Origin of the sequence: Promicromonospora vindobonensis, assembly GCF_042685865.1 — a bacterium.
GTDB classification, from domain to species: Bacteria; Actinomycetota; Actinomycetes; order Actinomycetales; family Cellulomonadaceae; genus Promicromonospora; species Promicromonospora vindobonensis.
Genome location: NZ_JBHUOG010000001.1, coordinates 278,292 through 295,790, shown reverse-complemented (window position 1 = coordinate 295,790; position 17,499 = coordinate 278,292). Strand labels below are relative to the sequence as shown.

Genomic DNA, 17,499 nt, shown 5'->3' with positions numbered 1-17,499 from the left:
TATGAACCGGATCCGCAGGACCGCCGTCGGCACCGTCGCCGCGGCCATGGCGCTCGCGCTCGCCGCGTGCGGCGTCGCGCCGTCACAGGGATCGACCGAGCTCGCCGACGAGCCCGTCACTCTCCGCGCCACGTGGTGGGGCGGCGACACGCGCCATGCGCGTACCCAGGAGGTCTTCGACCTCTTCGAGGAGAAGCACCCCAACATCACCGTCGAACCGGAGTTCTCCGACTGGACCGGCTACTGGGAGAAGCTCGCAACCGCCACTGCCGGAGGCAACGCGGCCGACGTCATCCAGATGGACCAGCTCTACCTGGCCTCGTACGCCTCGCGCGGCAGTCTCGTCGACCTCGGCTCCCTGTCCCAGCTCGACACGTCCGGCCTGGGGCAGCCGGTCCTGGACATGGGCGCCTGGAACGAGACTCTCTACGGGATGCCGATCTCGACCACCTCGACCGGCCTGCTGGTGAACACCGACCTGATCGAGGAGATCGGTGTCCCGCTACCCGACACCTCCACCTGGGACTGGGCCGAGTTCGAGGCATGGGCCAAGAAGGTCACCGAGAAGTCGTCGGGTGACACCGTCGGCACCGGCATCATGAACACCGAGTTCCCCCTGCAGCTCTTCGCCCGCCAGCACGGAGACCAGCTGTTCTCCGAGGACGACATCGTGATCCAGCCCGAGACGCTGACCGCCTTCTTCCAGCTCGCCCTCGACTGGACGGCAAGCGGTGCCGCCGCTCCGGCGTCGAACCAGGCAGAGTCCACCGGCCTGGCGCTCGACCAGACACCGTTCGCGACCGGCAAGACCGCGGCAGTCTTCACGCCCTCCACCATGATCACCGCGTACGCGGCCGCCAGCGGAGCCGAGCTCGAGCTGGTACCCCTGCCGACCCCCGACGAGGACACCACGAAGTACGACTATTTCAAGCCCGGGATGTACTGGTCGGTGTCGTCCAAGTCGGAGCACCCCGCCGAGGCCGCGCTACTCGTGGACTTTCTGGTGAACGACCCCGAGGCGGCCAAGATCATCGGCACGGAGCGGGGCATCCCGGCCAACGCCCAGACGCTCGAGTCGCTCGGCCAGGACCTCACGCTCGATGAGCGGAAGGCTGCCGACTTCGCCGAGCAGCGTGAGCCGCACCTGGGCGAGGCGCCGGCGATCGTCCCGAACGGCGCCTCCGACATCGACACGATCCTGCAGCGCTACCTGCAGGAGGTCATGTTCGAGAAGCAGACACCTCTGGACGCGGCCAATGCGATGATCGCCGAGATCCAGAGCTCGACCGACGCCGCCAAGTGACCGGAGGAAATGTGCTCAAGATCGGCATCATCGGGACCGGCGGGATCGCCCGCACCCACATCGACGGCTATCGACGGTTTCCGGCCGAGTGCGAGATCGTCGCCCTGTGCGACATCGCGCCGGGCAAGGCCGACGCCACCCGCGCCGAGCTCGGCCTCCCGGCGGCTCGGACCTACGAGCGGGTCGAGGACCTGCTCGCGGCGGAGGACCTCGACCTCGTCAGCATCGCGACGCCGCCGTCCACCCACGCCGAGCTGACGATCGCCGCCCTGCGGGCCGGTGTCGACGTGCTCGTCGAGAAGCCCATGGCGCCGTCCCTCGAGGAGTGCGACGCGATGATCGCCGCCGCCACCGAGAACGACCGGATCTTGTCCGTCGTCGCGCAGAACCGGTTCCGCGACGACCTGGCGACGCTGAAGGAGGTGCTCGACTCGGGCCTGATCGGTCCCGTCTCCCACGCGCAGGTCTCCTCGGCCTGGTGGCGCGGCACCGCCTACTACGACCTGTGGTGGCGCGGGACGTGGGAGTCGGAGGGTGGCGGGTGCACGCTCAACCACGCCATCCACCACCTGGACCTCACCGCATGGATGCTCGGCGCACCCAGCGCCGTCACCGCAGTGCTGACCAACGCCGCGCACGAGAACTCCGAGGTCGAGGACCTGTCGGTCGCCGTCCTGCAGTACGACCGCGCCCTCGCCGAGGTGACCAGCTCGGTGGTGCACCACGGCGAGGAACAGGCGATCGTCGTCCAGGGCCGGCACGCGCGGGTGTCCCAGCCCTGGAAGGTCGTCGCCGACGTCGCAGAGCCCAACGGCTTCCCTGCCCCCGGCGGAGACCCCGCGCGCGTCGCCAAGATCGAGGCGCTCGCCGCTTCGCACACCCCGCTGGAGCACGAGGGGCACGCGGGACAGATCGGCGACACGCTCGAGGCGGTGCGGGAACGCCGTCGTCCCGCTGTGGACGGCGCCGACGGCCGCCGCGCCATCGAGCTCGTCACCGCGGTCTACGTGGCGGGGATCGAGCGGCGCACCGTCGATCTGCCCCTGTCGGTGGACGACCCCTACTACCGGGTGGGCACGCTCGTCCAGCGCGCCCCGCGCTTCTTCGAGAAGACGACGGCGGTGGCCGATCTGCCCGGCAAGATCACCGTCGGCAGCAGCAGCGACGACTGACCCGTTCCGAGAGACGTTCGAGAGAAAGAGACCTCATGACGACGACCAGCGGCGCCGCCTATGCGCCCGAACCGATCCCCGATCCTGTGGTGCAGTCCGGCGACTTCCCCTTCGCCGCCGTGCGCCTCGACCACGGGCACATCTACGGCATGTGCGAGGGCCTCGCCAGTGCCGGCGCGACGCTCAAGTGGGTGTACGACCCGGATCCCGCGAAGGTGGCGGCGTTCCGCGAGCGGTTCCCCGACGTGCGGGTGGCGCGCAGCGAGGACGAGGTCCTCGGTGACGACGAGGTCCGCCTGGTCGCCGGCGCGGCGGTCACGTCGGAGCGTTGCGCGCTCGGCCTGCGGGCCATCGAGGCCGGCAAGGACTACTTCACCGACAAAGCGCCGCTGACGACCCTCGAACAGCTCGCGGCGGCTCGGGAGGCGACCGCGAGGACCGGGCGCAAGTACGCCGTCTACTACTCCGAGCGCATCCACGTCGAGGCGGCGGTCCTGGCCGGCCAGCTCATCGACCAGGGCGCGATCGGCCGGGTGCTGCAGGTCATGGGCCTCGGTCCCCACCGCCTGGGCACAGGCCGTCCCGACTGGTTCTTCGAGAAGGAGAAGTACGGCGGGATCCTCTGCGACATCGGCAGCCACAACTTCGAGCAGATGCTGCACTTCGCCGGTGCCAAGGACGCCGAGGTCGGGTACTCGGCGATCGCGAACTACCACCATCCCGAGCACCCGGGGCTCGACGACTTCGGCGAGGCGACGATCGTCATGGACAACGGCGCAAGCGGCTACTGCCGCGTCGACTGGTTCACCCCCGACGGCCTGAGCACGTGGGGCGACGGACGTACCTTCGTGCTGGGCACCGATGGCTACATCGAGCTGCGCAAGTACGCCAACATCGGCACCGACGAGGGCCCTGGGCACGTGTTCCTCGTCGACGGCACGGGTGAGCACCACCTCGTCGCGGACGGGAACGTGGGCTTCCCCTTCTTCGGCCGGCTCGTCCTCGACTGCCTCGAGGGCACCGAGACCGCGATGACGCAGGAGCACGCCTTCAAGGCCGCAGAGCTCAGCGTCCTGGCCCAGCAGGGGGCGCGGCTCCTCACGCCGTGACCCGCCGCCTGCCCGGCGCGGTGCCTCGGTGCTGCAACCGACCGAACTCGCTGACTTCGGTCCCTTGGGATGAGATCGGTCGGTCAACCGACCGGTCTCATCCCATCAGACCGATCTCATCCGTGCGGCGTTGCACGGGACCGAACGTGGACCAGGCTGCTGGGCGAGGCGGCGGGGTTGAGCTGGCCCGCTGGTAGCGTGCCGAGCGCACCGAACCGACGACAGGACCTCTCCGGAACGACCCGGCGCTGACGCCGGGGTGCCGGCGGCCCGAAGGAGTGATCTCGACGATGGCGTTGGAGCGACACGGACTCGTCGTCGACGTGGTCCCGGAGAAGCGCGAGGAGTACCTGCGCCTGCACGCGGCCGTGTGGCCGCAGGTCGAGGCGACCCTCCAGGCGTGCAACGTGCACAACTACACGATCTTCGTGCTGGAGAACACGCTGTTCGCCTACTACGAGTACACCGGCTCCGACCACGCGGCCGACATGGCACGGATCGCGCAGGACCCGGTCACCCGGGAGTGGTGGACGCACACCGACCCGTGCCAGACCCCTTTCGGGAAGCACGCGGCCCCCGGGGACACGTGGCGGGACATGCGGGAGGTGTGGCACCTGGAGTAGACGCCGGTGGCCCGGGCCGGTGTGGCCCAGGTCACTGGTGGACGCTTGTCCGGGTTGCGTTTCGATAAGGTTAGGCTTACCTGCGTGACTCCTACCGCTCTCCGTGGTGACGACCTCGTCCTGGGCTACCAGCGCACCACCGTCGTGCACGGTGTCGCCGTGCACCTGACGCCAGGCGTCGTGACCGCCCTCGTCGGCCCGAACGGGTCCGGCAAGTCCACGGTGCTCCGGTCGCTGGCTCGCCTGCACCCGGTGCAGCAGGGCACCGTCAACCTCGGGCCGACGCCCGCCGACGCCGTCGATGCCGCGCCGCTGTCCGCGCGCGAGTTCGCCCGCCGCGTCACGCTGCTCGCCCAGTCCCGCCCGCACCCGGCCGGGCTCGAGGTACGCGACGTCGTGGCGTTCGGCCGCCACCCGCACCGCCGCAGGTTCGCCCCGCTCGCCGACGGCGACCACGCCGCGATCGACCGGGCGATGGAGATCACCGGCGTCGCCGCCATGGCCCGCCGGGGCGTCGACCAGCTCTCCGGCGGTGAGGTGCAGCGGGTCTGGCTGGCCACCTGCCTGGCGCAGGAGACCGGCGTCGTCCTGCTGGACGAGCCGACCAACCACCTCGACCTGCGCTACCAGGTCGAGACCCTCGACCTCGTGCGAGACCTCGCGGAGGAGCACGGCACCGCCGTCGGCATCGTGCTGCACGACCTGGACCACGCCGCCTCCGTCGCCGACGCCGTGGTCCTGCTGCACAAGGGCCGCGTGCTCGCCGCAGGGCCGCCCGCACAGGTCCTGACGGCCGAGCACCTGTCGCTCGCCTACGGCCTGCCGATCGACGTCACCACCGACCCCGGTACGGGGCGGGTCCGCGTGCACCCACGCGGTCGCCACCACGGCCGGACGCGCTGAACCACGACCACCCCACCGACCGTGCCGCGCGCGGTCGGGACGTACAGACACGACGTGTCACGAACCTCAAGGAGACCCATGTCCCCGCGCTCCACCGCGTCCCTGGCCGGCGCCGCCCTGGTCCTCCCGCTCCTCCTGGCAGGCTGCGGCACCACCGACCCGGGGGCTGCCGCCCCGGCTTCCCCGACCGAGGCGGCCTCGGGCGACTGCGCCGACGTCACGGCCTCGACCGACCCGGTGTCGCTGACCGACTCCTTCGGCCGCACCGTCGAGCTCGACAAGCCGGCCGAGCGCGTCGCGGTGCTCGAGTGGCAGCAGGTCGAGGACGTGCTCAGCCTCTGCATGAACCCGGTGGCCGTCGCCGACGTCGAGGGCTACACCACCTGGAACAGCGCGGAGGAGCTGCCGGAGGGCGTGACCGACGTCGGCACGCGCGGGGAGCCGAACCTCGACGCCCTCTACGCGACGGACCCTGACCTCGTCATCATCGAGGCGTACACGCCGGAGGACGAGATCATCGCCAAGCTCGAGGCGTACGACGTCCCGGTGCTGGCCACCAAGGGTGGCGACGCCGCCGACCCGATCGAGAACATGCTCACCACCTTCGACCTCATCGCGCAGGCCACCGGCCGCACCGAGCGTGCCGCGAGCGTCACCGAGGAGTTCGAGCAGCACGTGGCCGACGGCGCGGCGCAGATCGCCGAGGCGGCTCCTGAGCACACCGACTTCGTGTACTTCGACGGCTCGGTCGACGGCGGCAACGTCACGCTGCGCCCGTTCGGGCAGGGCTCGCTGATCGGGGAGCTCGGCGAGGAGCTCGGCCTCACGAACGCCTGGACCGGTGAGGTCGACCCCGCCTACGGCCTGGGACAGTCCGACATCGAGGGCATGACCCAGGTCGGCTCCGCCACCCTGCTGCGCACAGGTACCAAGGAGGGCGAGACCGACTGGGCCACCGAGCTGACCAAGAACGACGTCTGGGCCGGCCTGCCCGCTGTCGCCGAGGGCCGCTCCCACGCGTTCCCCGAGCACATCTGGACGTTCGGCGGCCCGCGCTCCGCAGAGAAGGTCGTCGACGCCTACGTCGACGTCTTCGCGAAGTGACGCGATGACCGTCACCCAGTCGCCGTCCCCGACGGACACCCTGCCCGAGGCCCCCGCGTCCCGCCCCGCCGCGTGGGCGACCGGCGCCGCCACCCTGGTGGTGCTCGCGCTGGCCGTGCTCGTCGTCGGTGCCTGGCACCTGACGCAGGGCACGTCCGGCGTCGGCGCGGGCGACCTGCTGCGCCTGGTCACCGGGCAGGACCCGAGCGACGACGGTGCGGTCCGCGACATCCTCGTCGGCTCACGCCTGCCGCGTCTCGCGGCGGGCGTGGCCGTCGGGTTCGCTCTTGGTGTGGCGGGTGCGCTCTTCCAGTCGATCGCCCGCAACGCGCTGGCCTCGCCGGACACGCTCGCGGTGACCGCAGGCTCCTACCTTGCGGTCGTCGTCGTGGCCGCCTTCGGGCTGGCCGTCCCGCTGTGGGCCTCTGGCGCCATCGCCTTCGCCGGTGGCATCGCCGCCGCTGCGCTCGTGCTCGGCCTGGCGGGGGGCGGCGGCTCGTCGACCACGCGCCTGGTGCTCGCCGGGTCCGCCGTCGCGCTGGCACTGCAGGCCGCTACGTCCGCGCTGCTCATCCTGTTCGAGGCCGAGACCACCGGGTTGTTCGCCTGGGGCAGCGGCTCCCTGAGCCAGCTCAACCTCACCGCGTTCTGGCGGGTGCTGCCCGTCGTCGTACTCGCCACCGTGGCCGGCCTGGTGCTCTCGAGGCGCCTGGACGTGCTCGGCCTGGGCGACGACACCGCGGGTGCGCTGGGCGTTCCGGTCCGCTCGACCCGCGTGCTCGGTGTGCTGCTGGCCGTGCTGCTCACCGCCGCTGCGGTGACCCTCGCGGGCCCGCTCGGGTTCGTCGGCCTCGCCGCGCCCGTGGTCGCCCGGCTGCTCGCGCGCGTGGTCCCCGCACTGCACCGGCACGCGATCCTGCTGCCGGCCGCCGGGCTGCTCGGGTCCTTCGTCGTGCTGCTCGCCGACGTCGTCGTCCGTGCCCTGCTGGGCGCAGAGGACGCGCTGTCGGTGCCCACGGGGGTCGCGACGACGCTCGCCGGCGCCCTTGTCATGGTCCTGCTGGCGCGGCACCTGCGCGACGCGGGGCCGTCCCGCAAGCCACCGGCCGCGACGACCGGACCATGCAGCGGGCAGCGCTTCGTGCTCGTGCTGGGCGTCTGCGCGATCCTCGTCGTCGGCGTGGTGCTGCTCGGCATGCTCGCCGGGTCCACCTGGCTGCGCACCGGCGACATCGCGCTGTGGCTGCAGGGCCAGGGGCCGCCCGTGGTCCAGTTCGCGCTCGACGAGCGCGCGCCACGCGTGCTGGCCTCGGTCGTAGCGGGCGCCGCGCTCGCCCTCGCCGGGACGATGGTGCAGGCGACCGCCCGCAACCCGCTGGCAGAACCGGCCATCCTCGGGATCACCGGGGGAGCAGGCCTCGGCGCGGTGATCGTGGTGACGGCCGTCGCAGGCACCGCCTGGGGCAACGGGATCGCGGCCAGCAACGGCGCGATGCTCGTGGCCGCCGTCTGTGGTGGCCTGCTGGCCTTCGGGATCGTCTACCTGCTGGCCTGGCGCGGTGGGCTGCACGCCGACCGGCTCGTGCTGGTCGGCATCGGGCTCGGCTACCTGACCACCGCCCTGACCACCTTCCTGCTGCTGAACTCCGACCCGTGGAACACCCCGCGCATCTACACCTGGCTGTCCGGCACCACGTACGGGCGCAACTTCTCCCAGATCCTGCCCGTCGTCGTGGTGCTGGCGCTCGCCGTACCCCTCGCGGTGCTGGTACGGCGCGAGCTGGACCTCCTCGCGGTCGACGACGACACGCCGCGCCTGGTCGGCGTCCGCCTGGAGCGCAGCCGGCTGCTCGTGCTCGCCGTCGCGGCGGTGCTGGCCGCGACGAGCGTGACCGCGGTCGGTGTGGTGGGGTTCGTCGGCCTCGTGGCCCCGCACGCCGCGCGTGCCCTGGTGGGTGGCAGGCACGCGCGGGTGCTACCGGTGGCGATGCTGCTCGGCGCCGTGCTGCTGGGCCTGGCCGACGTGCTCGGACGGACCGTCATCGCACCGGCCCAGCTGCCCGCGGGGCTGGCGGTCGCGCTGCTCGGGGCGCCCTACTTCGTGTGGCTCCTCGGCCGGTCACGGGCGTGACGCCGGGTGGTGCGGGCATCAGCCGACGTCGCGTGCCCGCACCATCCGCTCCTCGCGGAGCGCCACCTCCAGCGCCATGTACGCCAGGACGTCGAGGATCAGCCCGAACGCCGCCGTCCACTGCACCGCGCGGAAGACCAGGAGCTGGGTGAACAGCAGGCTGATCAGCACCGCTCGACGTACCCAGACGGCGCCGCGCAGGTGGTCGCTGCGGCCCGCGACGACGCCGACGGCCAGCAGCACGACGGACGCCCCGACCGCCGCGAGGATGGCGACCCCCGTCCACTCCGGTAGACCAGCCAGCTGCCCGCGCGCGACGCGAAGGCCCACCCAGGCCTGCGTGGCACCGACGAGCAGGAGCGCGGAGATCACCAGCCACGCAGCCCACGCCCGGTCCACGAGGGCGTCGAACCACCCGACCACGCGGTCGACGCCGCCGCGCACCGGGTCCGGTACGTCCGTGTCGTCGTCGGGCACCGCGTCGATCAGGCCGGCCACCAGCTCCGCGCCGGGCTCGCCGGCGCCCTTGGTGGCGAGCGCGCGCGCCTCCTCGCGGGCGGCCGGCGTGAAGCCACCCGCCAGCCCTGCCGTGAGGCGGTCCGCCGCGACGGCGAGGTACTCCGCCGGGTGGTGCGCCCTGCGGCCGTGCAGCCCCTCGACCACCATGACGAGCAGGACCGTGACGAGGTAGATGATCGCGGCGGTGGGCGCGTAGAAGTAGTCGTTGTCGGACGTGACGAACTTGCCCACCTCGTCGATGAACAACCCGAAACCGACGCCGCCGAGGACCGCGCCGAGCGACCGCGGTGCCGGTCCCACGTAGGACAGCAGCAGCATGATCGCCAGGGCCATCAGCAGACCGCCCCACAGGACGTGCGCGACATGGAGCCCGCCTCCGCCGAGCTGCGGGTAGCCCGTCGCGGCCAGCGCCGCCCGCGTGGTGAGCACGGTCACGACGCTCGCCACGAGGAAGGTCACCAGGTGCCGCACCGCCGCGGTGTCACGCGGCGCCCCGAGGCGCAGCAGGTGGCCGCGGCCGCCGAGCCCGCCCGGTCCGCTCGTCCGCTCGTTCATCACGCCGTCTCCCTCGTCCCCCGATGAGATCCCTCGGGCCCCTGCGATGGGGTCGTCGCGCCCTCTCGGTCGCTGCTCGGGCGACGGCGGGCCGGGGTGAACCTAGGTCTGCCGAGTGTGTTGCTTTGTGTTGACGATGTCTACCCGGAGCAACGCACCCCGAATTCCTAGGGTGCCCGCGCGCCGCGACATGCCGGTAAGGCGGCGCGCCGACACGGTGATCGAGTCGTCATCGCGGCTGTCTTCAGTCGAAGAGGCGCCGGAACACGTTCGTGTCGGCGAGGTCGACGAGCTCGTCCCCGCGCCCCGACATGATCGTGCGGATCGCGTAGAGCGTGAAGCCTCGCACCTGCTCGGCTGAGACCGCAGGCGGGATCGACAGCTCCTGCTGTGCCGTGACGACGTCGACCAGGGCAGGGCCGTCATGGTCGAAGGCGGTGCGCAGGGCACCCTCGAGGTCGTCCGGCTGCTCGACCCGCTGACCGTGGATGCCCATCGCGTTCGCGACGTCGGCGAAGTTCGGGTTGTCGAGCTGGGTACCGAAGTTCACGAACCCGGCGGCCTTCATCTCCACCTCGACGAAGTTCAGCGAGGAGTTGTTGAACACCACCACCTTCACCGGCAGCTTGTTCTGCCGGATGGTCAGCAGCTCGCCGAAGAGCATCCCGAGCCCGCCGTCGCCCGACAGGGCGATCACCTGCCGGTCCGGGAACGCCGACTGGGCACCGATGGCATGCGGCACGGCGTTCGCCATGGTCCCGTGGCTGAACGACCCGATCAGCCGTCGCGAGCCGTTCATCGTCAGGTAGCGGGACGCCCAGACCACCGGCGAGCCGACGTCGGGGATGAACACCGCGTCCTCGCTGGCCAGCTCGCTCACCAGCCGCGCGAGGTACTGCGGATGGATCGGCTGGCGGTTGCGGTCGTTGTCGGCGAGCTCGTCGAGGTCCTTGCGCGCCTTCGCGTAGTGCTTGAGCGAGGAGTCGAGGTGCTTGCGGTGGGTCCGGTCGTCGAGCAGGGGGAGCAGGGCGTCGACGGTGTCACCGACGTCGCCGACCAGCCCCAGGTCGATCGGGGTGCGCCGGCCGAGCTGCTCACCCCGGAGGTCGACCTGCACGATCTTCGCCTTCGACGGGTAGAACTGCTGGTAGGGGAAGTCGGTGCCGAGCATCAGCAGCGCGTCGCACGCCTCCATGGCACGGTAGCCAGAGGTGAACCCGAGCAGCCCCGTCATGCCGACGTCGTAGGGGTTGTCGTACTCGAGGAAGTCCTTGCCGCGCAGAGCGTGCACCACGGGCGCCTTGAGCTTCTCGGCGATCTCGAGCACCTGCCGGTGGGACCCCTCGGTACCTGCGCCGCCAAGGATCGTCACCTTCTTCGCGGCGTTCAGTATCTCGGCCGCCTGCCTGAGCTCGCGGTCGCCCGGCCGCACGACGCTCTGCGTCGCCCGGATCGGCGCCGACTTCTTGCGGCCCGCGCTCTCGGCCAGGAAGACCTCGCCCGGGATGACGACGACGGCGACGCCACGCTTCTCCACCGCGGTGCGCATGGCGATCTCGAGCACGCGCGGCAGCTGCGCAGGGATGCTCACCAGTTCGGTGTAGACGCTGCACTCGCGGAAGAGGTCCTGCGGGTGCGTCTCCTGGAAGTAGTTGCTGCCGATCTCGGCCGCCGGGATCTGCGCGGCGATCGCGAGCACGGGCACCCGGCTGCGGTTGGCGTCGAAGAGGCCGTTGATCAGGTGCAGGTTGCCCGGGCCGCAGCTGCCCGCGCAGACCGTGAGCTCACCGGTCAGCGTGGCCTCGGCCGCTGCGGCGAACGCCGCCGACTCCTCGTGCCGCACCTGCTCCCAGGTGACCCCCGCGCTGGTGCGGATGGCATCGGTGAACCCGTTCAGGGAGTCACCGGGCAGGCCGTAGACCCGCTTGACCCCCGCGTCCTTGATGATCTCCACGACGGTCTCGGCGACATTCGTCATCTCGTGCACCTTTGCTCGTCAGCAGTCACTTCTCGATCAGAGAGCGTCTCGAACGTAGACCGGGGCGCATGCCGTCGCAATGCCAGGCGCCGCGGGTCACGAGCCGTCGCCGCGACGCCGGCAGAGCCCTACGAACCGTAGGACTCGGCGAGCTCCGCGACCTTGTGGGCGTAGGACACCGACTCGTTGTAGGTCCCCAGAGCCGTGGACCAGCCGTCGTCGGTCGTGACGTCGCCGCCGCTGTCGCACAGGTAGAGCGCGGCCGTCAGGGCAGCGTCGTCGATCTGGTTCGGATCCGCTTCGCCGTCGAGGTTCCCGTCCTCGGCGTAGTCCGCCCAGGTGGTCGGGATGAACTGCATGGGGCCGACGGCGCGGTCGTACTCCTCGTCGCCGTCGAGCTCTCCCTCGTCGGTGTCGAGGATCTCCTTGACCCCCTCGCTGCCGTCCAGCGCGATGCCGATGATGGACGGGCGCACGGTGCCGTCGGTGGCCGCGCTCGCTCCGCCGTAGCTGCCGTGGATCGTCTCGACGGCGCCGATCCCGGCCAGCGTGTTCCACCCGACGCCGCACTCCGGCCGGGTCTGTGCCAGCCAGAGGGATGCGCCGGCATAGGCCGCCAGGGCTCGCTCGGGGATCTCCGTGCGCTCGGAGACGTCCCGGAGCCAGTCTGACCGGGCGAGCTCGGCGAGGGGGACAGGGTCGGCGTCCGCATCGGGTTCCGCGGCGGACTCGGGCACCAGCTGGAGCGGCGCGGGTGGGAAGTCGAGCACCGGCGGGTCCTGGATCGGACCCTGGCTCGGTGCTGAGCCCATGCTGCAGCCGGCCAGGAGCAAGGCAGCCGCGACGGTGACGATCCCGGTTCTTGGTGTTCTCACGGTGCTGACATTACGGCCGTTCAGAGCCCCAAATGTCCATCCCGACAAGACCTCCCGCACATGTGCGCATCTGGACACGCCACCCGAGCGGAACACTAGGCTCGCGTCATGCCGGTGCAGCCCGTGACCTCGACCGTGCGATGACGGTGCTCGAGTACCCGGGTCCGGCGGCGGAGTGGCTGCACGCGTTGCCGCTCGGCAACGGACGGCTGGGCGCGATGTGCTGGGGCGGCGCGACGGCGCGGTTCGACCTCAACCACGAGGGGGTGTGGTCCGGGTCGCCCGACGGCGACGCGGCGTCCGCCGGCGGCACCGACCAGGAAGCGCGGCAGCTCCTTGCGCGGGCCCGCGACGCGGCGGTATCGGGGCGCTGGCACGAGGCCACCGAGCCGCTGCAAGCGCTCCAGGCGCCGTACGCCCAGGCGTTCCTGCCCCTCGGCACGCTGGAGGTCGTGACGGCCGACGCCGGTCCAGGTCGCCGGTCGCTCGACCTGCGCACCGGGACCCACACCTGGAGCTGGGCAGGAGGGCGGTCGCGCACGGTGGTCTCCGCGGTCGACGACGTGCTGCTGCACGTGGTCGACGGCGCGGTGCCGCACCCGGTCGAGGTGCGCCTCACCTCGCCGCTACGGGAGCTGCACCGGGAGCACCGCCCGGACGGGGTCGAGGTCCGGCTCCGCGCGCCGTCCGACGTCGCGCCCGGTCACGAGCCGGACCTCCCCGCCGCGACCTGGGGTCCCGGCGCGGTCGAGGCCTGCGTCGTCGTCGGCTGGCGCCGGCACGACGACCGGTGGGTGCTCGCGCTCGCCGTCGAGACGACCTACGACGGGCCGGGCTCGGCGCTGCGCGGGTCGGCCGGGGAGCTTGCCGACCGGGCCCGCGCACGGGTCGGACGGGTGCTTGCGGAGGTTCCCGCCGAGGTGCTGCGACGGCACGAGGCGGAGCACACGGGCCTGTTCGACCGGTGCGGCGTGCGGGTAGGCGGACCTGTCCAGGACGTGACGGGCAGCCAGGACGTGTCGGGCAGCCGGGGCGACGTCAGCGGTCGTGCCGACGGCGGCGGCCGGGAACCGGCCCGGACGCTCGAGGAGCGCCTGGCCGCTGCGCGCGCAGACCCGAGGCGGGTCCTGGAGGCCGACCCCGGACTGGCCGGCGCTCTGCTGGACCACGCCCGCTACCTGCTCATGGCGTCCTCGCGTGGCTGCCGGCTGCCCGCGACCCTGCAAGGCCTGTGGAATCTCGACCTGCAACCGCCGTGGAGCTCCAGCTACACGCTCAACATCAACACCGAGATGAACTACTGGCCCGCCGAGGTGCTCGGGCTGCCCGAGACGGTCCAGCCGCTGGAGGACCTCGTGGTGGCGCTCGCGTCCAGCGGCCGGGTCACCGCCCGCCGGCTCGGTGCCGAGGGGTGGGCGGCGCACCACAACAGCGACGCCTGGGCCTTCGCCTCGTCCGTCGGCGCTGGCCACGGCGACCCGGCGTGGGCGTTCTGGCCCATGGGCGGCCTGTGGCTCGTCCGGCACCTGGTCGAGCGGGTCCGCTTCGGCTCGGTCGACGACGACCACGTGCGGGAGGTCCTGTGGCCGGTGCTGCGCGACGCCGCTGAGTTCGCCCTCTCGTGGCTCGTGCGCCTGCCGGACGGCTCCTGGGGCACCGCGCCGTCCACCTCACCGGAGAACACGTTCGTCGACGAGCACGGCCGCACCGTCGCCGTGACCTGCTCGAGCGCCATGGACCGGGCCCTGGTGCGCGACGTGCTGCGCTCCGTCGTCGAGCTCGCGCCGCGGGTCGGTGCGGACTCGGCCGACCTCGCAGGCCGCGCCGCCGTCGTGCTCCCGGACCTGCCCGGGGTCCTGGTGACGACCGACGGCAGAGCCCAGGAGTGGGGTCAGGAGGAGGTCGAGAGCGATCCCCACCACCGGCACGTGAGCCACCTCTACCCCCTCTTCCCCGGCGACGAGGCGCTGACCGCGACCGAGGAGGCCGCGATGGCCGCGTCCCTGGAGGGGCGCGGCGACGACTCGTCCGGCTGGTCGCTGGCCTGGAAGATCGCGCTCTGGGCCCGCCTGCACCGGCCCGACCGCGTCTCCGACCTGCTCGACCTCGTGTTCCGCGACGCGACCGGCGTGCGCGGGCAGTGGGCGGGCGGCCTGTACCGCAACCTGTTCGCCGCGCACCCGCCGTTCCAGATCGACGGCAACCTCGGGTACGCGGCGGCGCTCGCCGAGTGCCTGCTGCAGAGCCATCGCGGCTACGTCGAGCTCCTCCCGGCGCTGCCGGCCGAGCTCGCGTCGGGCTCAGCCCACGGTCTGGTCGCGCGGCCGGGCGTCGTCGTGGACCTCGACTGGGCCGACGGCGACCTCGTGCGGGCCGTGGTGCGGCCCCGTTCCCCGGCGCCGGAGGCGGTAGCAGGGCGGACGGTGGTGCTGCGGTGGCGGGGTCGTGAGGTGCGGCGCCGGCTGACCGACGGTCCGGTCGTGGTGGGGCGACAGGACTTCCGCGTCGGGGCGTGAGCACAGATTCACCCGGGTGAATCTGTGGCTGGGCGGACCGTTTCGTGGTTCGTGGACAGGTATGACTCCTAGCCTTCCTGGCGGGAAGGCGAGCTGCCGAACAGCCGTTGTGGACGGGCAGGGGAGTCGAGAGATGCCGCAGGACCTTCGTTTCAACGTGCCTCCGGGCTGGCCGGCGCAGCCGGAGGGATGGCGCCCCGAACCGGGATGGCAGCCGGACCCGTCCTGGCCTCCCGCACCGGCGGGCTGGGAGTTCTGGGTACCCGCAAGCACGTCGAACCCGGAGCCCGTCTTCGCCCTGCCTGCCTCACCGAGGCCGGGCCTGCAGCCGCCGGGCATGATCCAGGTACCTGGGGCCGGCGCGCCCGCGTACCCGTCGTACCAGGCGCCGCCCCCGCCCGGCGGCGCGTACCAGGCAGTCGTCGGGCCGCCGACGCCGAGCAATCCGCAAGCGACCGCGAGCCTCGTGCTCGGGATCGTGTCGATGTTCGCGAGCGCGCTGTTCGTGACCGCGATCGTCGGCGTCGTGCTCGGGATCGTCGGGCTCGCCCGATCAGGCCGCACCGACCCGCCGGTCGGCCGCGGGAAGGCGATCACCGGTATCGCGCTGTCGGTGCTCAGCGCAGTCCTCGGCGTCTTCGTGCTGTCGTTCGCGATGAACGCCATGTCCGACATCGCGGAGGAGATCGAGGAGGCAGGTGCCCCGACGGTGTTCGAGGACGGCGGCTCGTCCGGCGGCTCGGACGGCGACGCCCCCGATCTCGCGGACTTCCGCAAGGTCGACGCCGCGCAGTGGGAATCCATCGCGAAGGACCCCGACAAGGCCAAGGACCGTGCCGTCATCGTGTTCGCCGAGGTCGCGCAGTTCGACAGCAGCACCGGCCCCGACCGGTTCCGCGCCGGCGCCGGCGTCGACCGGCCCGGCGCCGAGCTCGAGCTCCAGACCAACTCGCTCTTCGTCGCCGACGAGGCCCTGCTCGACGACGTGGTCGCCGGCGACGTGCTGAAGGTGCACGCGGTGGTGACCGGATCCATGGAGTACGAGACCCAGCTCGGCGGCGTCGCGACCGTTCCGGTGCTGGAGATCGCACAGCTCAAGGACGTCGGTTTCGCCGACCTGCGCAAGGACGTCACGCTCGGCACGGCGGAGTGGGTACAGGCCGACTGGGCACGGCTCCCGGCAACCGTGACCAACAGCAGCAGCCACAGCGTCACCTACCTGGTCGACGTCGTGGCCGAGAGCAAGGACGGCTCGACCTCCTACGGCACGGGGACGGGGTTGGCCGAGAACCTCAAGCCCGGTCAGAAGAAGGATGTGGTGGTCGACTTCTTCGACGAGGTCCCGGCGGACGCTGTCTTCCGGATCGAGTCGGTGGAACGCTTCCAGGAGTAGGGACCGGTGAACGCGGTCATCAGGGCATGACCGCGAGCGGGTGCACCGTGCCGGTGCCTGCGTCGACGAGCGCGGCGTGCGTCAGCGTGGCCGTCAGGGGCACGATCTCGTAGGCCGCCTCGAGCACCAGCGGTGTCTGCTCAAGGGGCACCCGCGTCGCCACGGTGACGTGCGGCGTCCAGATCCCCGGTACGTAGTGCTTGTGCAGCTCGTCCTCCGACGCGCCGAGTGCCTCGACGACCTGCTCCTGGCGTGCCACGAGGCGGCTCGACACCGCGGGGATCAAGCTCATCCGGCCGCGCCGGAAGGCCGCGACGGCGTCGAGCTGGACGGTGGTCGGGCCGGCGTCGGGCAGCGCCTCGATGGAGGCACGCACCTTGTCCAGGTCCCAGGACCGGAGGACCGCCAGGGACAGGTGCGGCACGTGCCTGCCGTGGGTGTGCGTGGCGGGCGTCGCCACGCCTCTTGCCTCCAGTCGCTGCCACAGCTGTCGCAGGACTCGCTCGGTCGGCCTGTCGAACAGCAGGCATATGGCCAGTGCCACGGAGCCAAGCCTAGGCGTGTCCCGTGAACCGGGCAGGTCGTCCAGGTCGCCGGCGGCCACTGGCTGTGACCGGGCTGGAGCGCCCTCGGCCGGTCCCGGCCCTGCTAGCGTCGAGCGATGGAACAGCCCACAGCGCCCGGGCAGGGCACCGTGCTGGAGACCGACCGCCTGCTCCTGCGGCCCTGGCAGGTCTCGGAGGCCGCCGTCCAGCGCGAGATGTGGACCGAGCGCGATCCTCGTGTGCCTGCGCACCGCCGGATCGACGCCGATGGCCGTCCCACCGTCGAGGATGTCGAAGGCTGGATCCGCACCAGGTCGCAACCCGACTCGCTGGGGCTCCTGGCGGCGGAACGCAAGGGTTCCGGCGACGTCATCGGCTACTGCGGGCTGATCGACAACACCCATGGTCCGGACGGCGAGCCGGAGATCGCGTTCGAGCTGCTGCGCAGGGCCTGGGGCCAGGGCTACGCGACTGAGGCCGCGGGGGCGGTCGTCGGCTGGGCGCAGGCGTCGGGCTACCGGCGCCTGTGGGCCACCGTCCGGGACTGGAACGGCGCCTCTCGCCAGGTGCTGGCGAAGCTCGGGTTCGCCGAGACCGGCCGTGTGGAGCCGGACGAGGTGCACGGGGACTCGCTGTTCCTGGCGAAACACCTGTGACGGAGGAGATGTTCGACTCCGACGGCAACCTGGCAAGATGTTCCGGACAGGTTTCCGGCTGAGTCACCCCCGGGCCATCCCTGGGTCGTGTGGGCTCGGCAACGTCACGTCCTGCCC

Annotated in this window: 14 protein-coding genes; 10 read left to right on the top strand and 4 right to left on the bottom strand. The window is 71.8% G+C overall.

From position 1 onward, the window contains the following. Position 1: 1 nt before the first annotated feature. The 7 genes from ACFS27_RS01335 (at position 2) to ACFS27_RS01305 (ending at position 8,345) form a co-directional block, all read left to right on the top strand. A complete protein-coding gene (locus ACFS27_RS01335) occupies positions 2–1,303 on the top strand; it encodes an ABC transporter substrate-binding protein (protein WP_377179568.1) in 1,302 nt (433 codons plus the stop codon). 11 nt (positions 1,304–1,314) lie between these two features. Continuing rightward, positions 1,315–2,475 (top strand): Gfo/Idh/MocA family protein, encoded by a 1,161-nt coding sequence (locus ACFS27_RS01330; protein WP_377179566.1) that lies wholly within the window; start codon positions 1,315–1,317, stop codon positions 2,473–2,475. A gap of 35 nt (positions 2,476–2,510) precedes the next feature. Further along, the gene (locus ACFS27_RS01325) at positions 2,511–3,584 is read left to right on the top strand and encodes a Gfo/Idh/MocA family protein (RefSeq protein WP_377179564.1); all 1,074 of its coding nucleotides are present in this window, start codon (positions 2,511–2,513) and stop codon (positions 3,582–3,584) included. A 290-nt stretch (positions 3,585–3,874) separates the two neighbouring features. Further along, on the top strand, positions 3,875–4,207 hold the full coding sequence (locus tag ACFS27_RS01320) for an L-rhamnose mutarotase (RefSeq protein WP_377179562.1): 333 nt from the start codon (positions 3,875–3,877) through the stop codon (positions 4,205–4,207). A gap of 84 nt (positions 4,208–4,291) precedes the next feature. Further along, positions 4,292–5,110, top strand: coding sequence for an ABC transporter ATP-binding protein (locus ACFS27_RS01315; RefSeq protein ID WP_377179560.1), 819 nt, complete (start codon positions 4,292–4,294; stop codon positions 5,108–5,110). 78 nt (positions 5,111–5,188) lie between these two features. Beyond that, on the top strand, positions 5,189–6,214 hold the full coding sequence (locus tag ACFS27_RS01310; protein ID WP_377179558.1) for an iron-siderophore ABC transporter substrate-binding protein: 1,026 nt from the start codon (positions 5,189–5,191) through the stop codon (positions 6,212–6,214). Between the two features lie 4 nt (positions 6,215–6,218). Continuing rightward, a complete protein-coding gene (locus ACFS27_RS01305) occupies positions 6,219–8,345 on the top strand; it encodes an iron ABC transporter permease (protein WP_377179556.1) in 2,127 nt (708 codons plus the stop codon). Between the two features lie 18 nt (positions 8,346–8,363). Here ACFS27_RS01305 and ACFS27_RS01300 read toward each other — a convergent pair whose 3' ends face one another. The 3 genes from ACFS27_RS01300 to ACFS27_RS01290 form a co-directional block, all read right to left on the bottom strand. Next, complete coding sequence (locus ACFS27_RS01300) at positions 8,364–9,419, bottom strand: hypothetical protein (RefSeq protein WP_377179554.1); 1,056 nt, start codon at positions 9,417–9,419, stop codon at positions 8,364–8,366. Positions 9,420–9,663: 244 nt separating this feature from the next. Then, entirely contained in the window at positions 9,664–11,397 is a 1,734-nt protein-coding gene (gene poxB, locus ACFS27_RS01295) for a ubiquinone-dependent pyruvate dehydrogenase (RefSeq protein WP_377179552.1), read from the bottom strand. Positions 11,398–11,525: 128 nt separating this feature from the next. Continuing rightward, complete coding sequence (locus ACFS27_RS01290) at positions 11,526–12,272, bottom strand: lytic murein transglycosylase (protein ID WP_377179550.1); 747 nt, start codon at positions 12,270–12,272, stop codon at positions 11,526–11,528. A 140-nt stretch (positions 12,273–12,412) separates the two neighbouring features. Here ACFS27_RS01290 and ACFS27_RS01285 point away from each other — a divergent pair, with 140 nt between their 5' ends. Next, positions 12,413–14,788, top strand: coding sequence for a glycosyl hydrolase family 95 catalytic domain-containing protein (locus ACFS27_RS01285; protein ID WP_377179548.1), 2,376 nt, complete (start codon positions 12,413–12,415; stop codon positions 14,786–14,788). Between the two features lie 133 nt (positions 14,789–14,921). Further along, a complete protein-coding gene (locus ACFS27_RS01280) occupies positions 14,922–16,181 on the top strand; it encodes a DUF4190 domain-containing protein (protein WP_377179546.1) in 1,260 nt (419 codons plus the stop codon). Positions 16,182–16,200: 19 nt separating this feature from the next. Here the strand turns inward: ACFS27_RS01280 and ACFS27_RS01275 are convergent, their stop codons facing one another. Beyond that, positions 16,201–16,725, bottom strand: coding sequence for a 2'-5' RNA ligase family protein (locus ACFS27_RS01275; protein WP_377179544.1), 525 nt, complete (start codon positions 16,723–16,725; stop codon positions 16,201–16,203). 117 nt (positions 16,726–16,842) lie between these two features. On the opposite strand from ACFS27_RS01275, the gene ACFS27_RS01270 reads away from it, so the two are divergent. Continuing rightward, positions 16,843–17,382: a GNAT family N-acetyltransferase gene (locus ACFS27_RS01270; protein ID WP_377179542.1), complete on the top strand. Its 540-nt coding sequence runs from the start codon at positions 16,843–16,845 to the stop codon at positions 17,380–17,382. The last annotated feature ends 117 nt before the right edge of the window (positions 17,383–17,499 follow it).

Excerpts from the sequence above, each read along its gene's own strand:
- ACFS27_RS01335 (WP_377179568.1), top strand. The coding sequence starts at position 2 with ATGAACCGGATCCGCAGGACCGCCGTCGGCACCGTCGCCGCGGCCATG.
- ACFS27_RS01325 (WP_377179564.1), top strand. The coding sequence starts at position 2,511 with ATGACGACGACCAGCGGCGCCGCCTATGCGCCCGAACCGATCCCCGAT.
- ACFS27_RS01320 (WP_377179562.1), top strand. The coding sequence starts at position 3,875 with ATGGCGTTGGAGCGACACGGACTCGTCGTCGACGTGGTCCCGGAGAAG.
- ACFS27_RS01310 (WP_377179558.1), top strand. The coding sequence starts at position 5,189 with ATGTCCCCGCGCTCCACCGCGTCCCTGGCCGGCGCCGCCCTGGTCCTC.
- ACFS27_RS01305 (WP_377179556.1), top strand. The coding sequence starts at position 6,219 with ATGACCGTCACCCAGTCGCCGTCCCCGACGGACACCCTGCCCGAGGCC.
- ACFS27_RS01300 (WP_377179554.1), bottom strand. The coding sequence starts at position 9,419 with ATGAACGAGCGGACGAGCGGACCGGGCGGGCTCGGCGGCCGCGGCCAC.
- poxB (WP_377179552.1), bottom strand. The coding sequence starts at position 11,397 with ATGACGAATGTCGCCGAGACCGTCGTGGAGATCATCAAGGACGCGGGG.
- ACFS27_RS01285 (WP_377179548.1), top strand. The coding sequence starts at position 12,413 with ATGACGGTGCTCGAGTACCCGGGTCCGGCGGCGGAGTGGCTGCACGCG.
- ACFS27_RS01280 (WP_377179546.1), top strand. The coding sequence starts at position 14,922 with ATGCCGCAGGACCTTCGTTTCAACGTGCCTCCGGGCTGGCCGGCGCAG.
- ACFS27_RS01270 (WP_377179542.1), top strand. The coding sequence starts at position 16,843 with ATGGAACAGCCCACAGCGCCCGGGCAGGGCACCGTGCTGGAGACCGAC.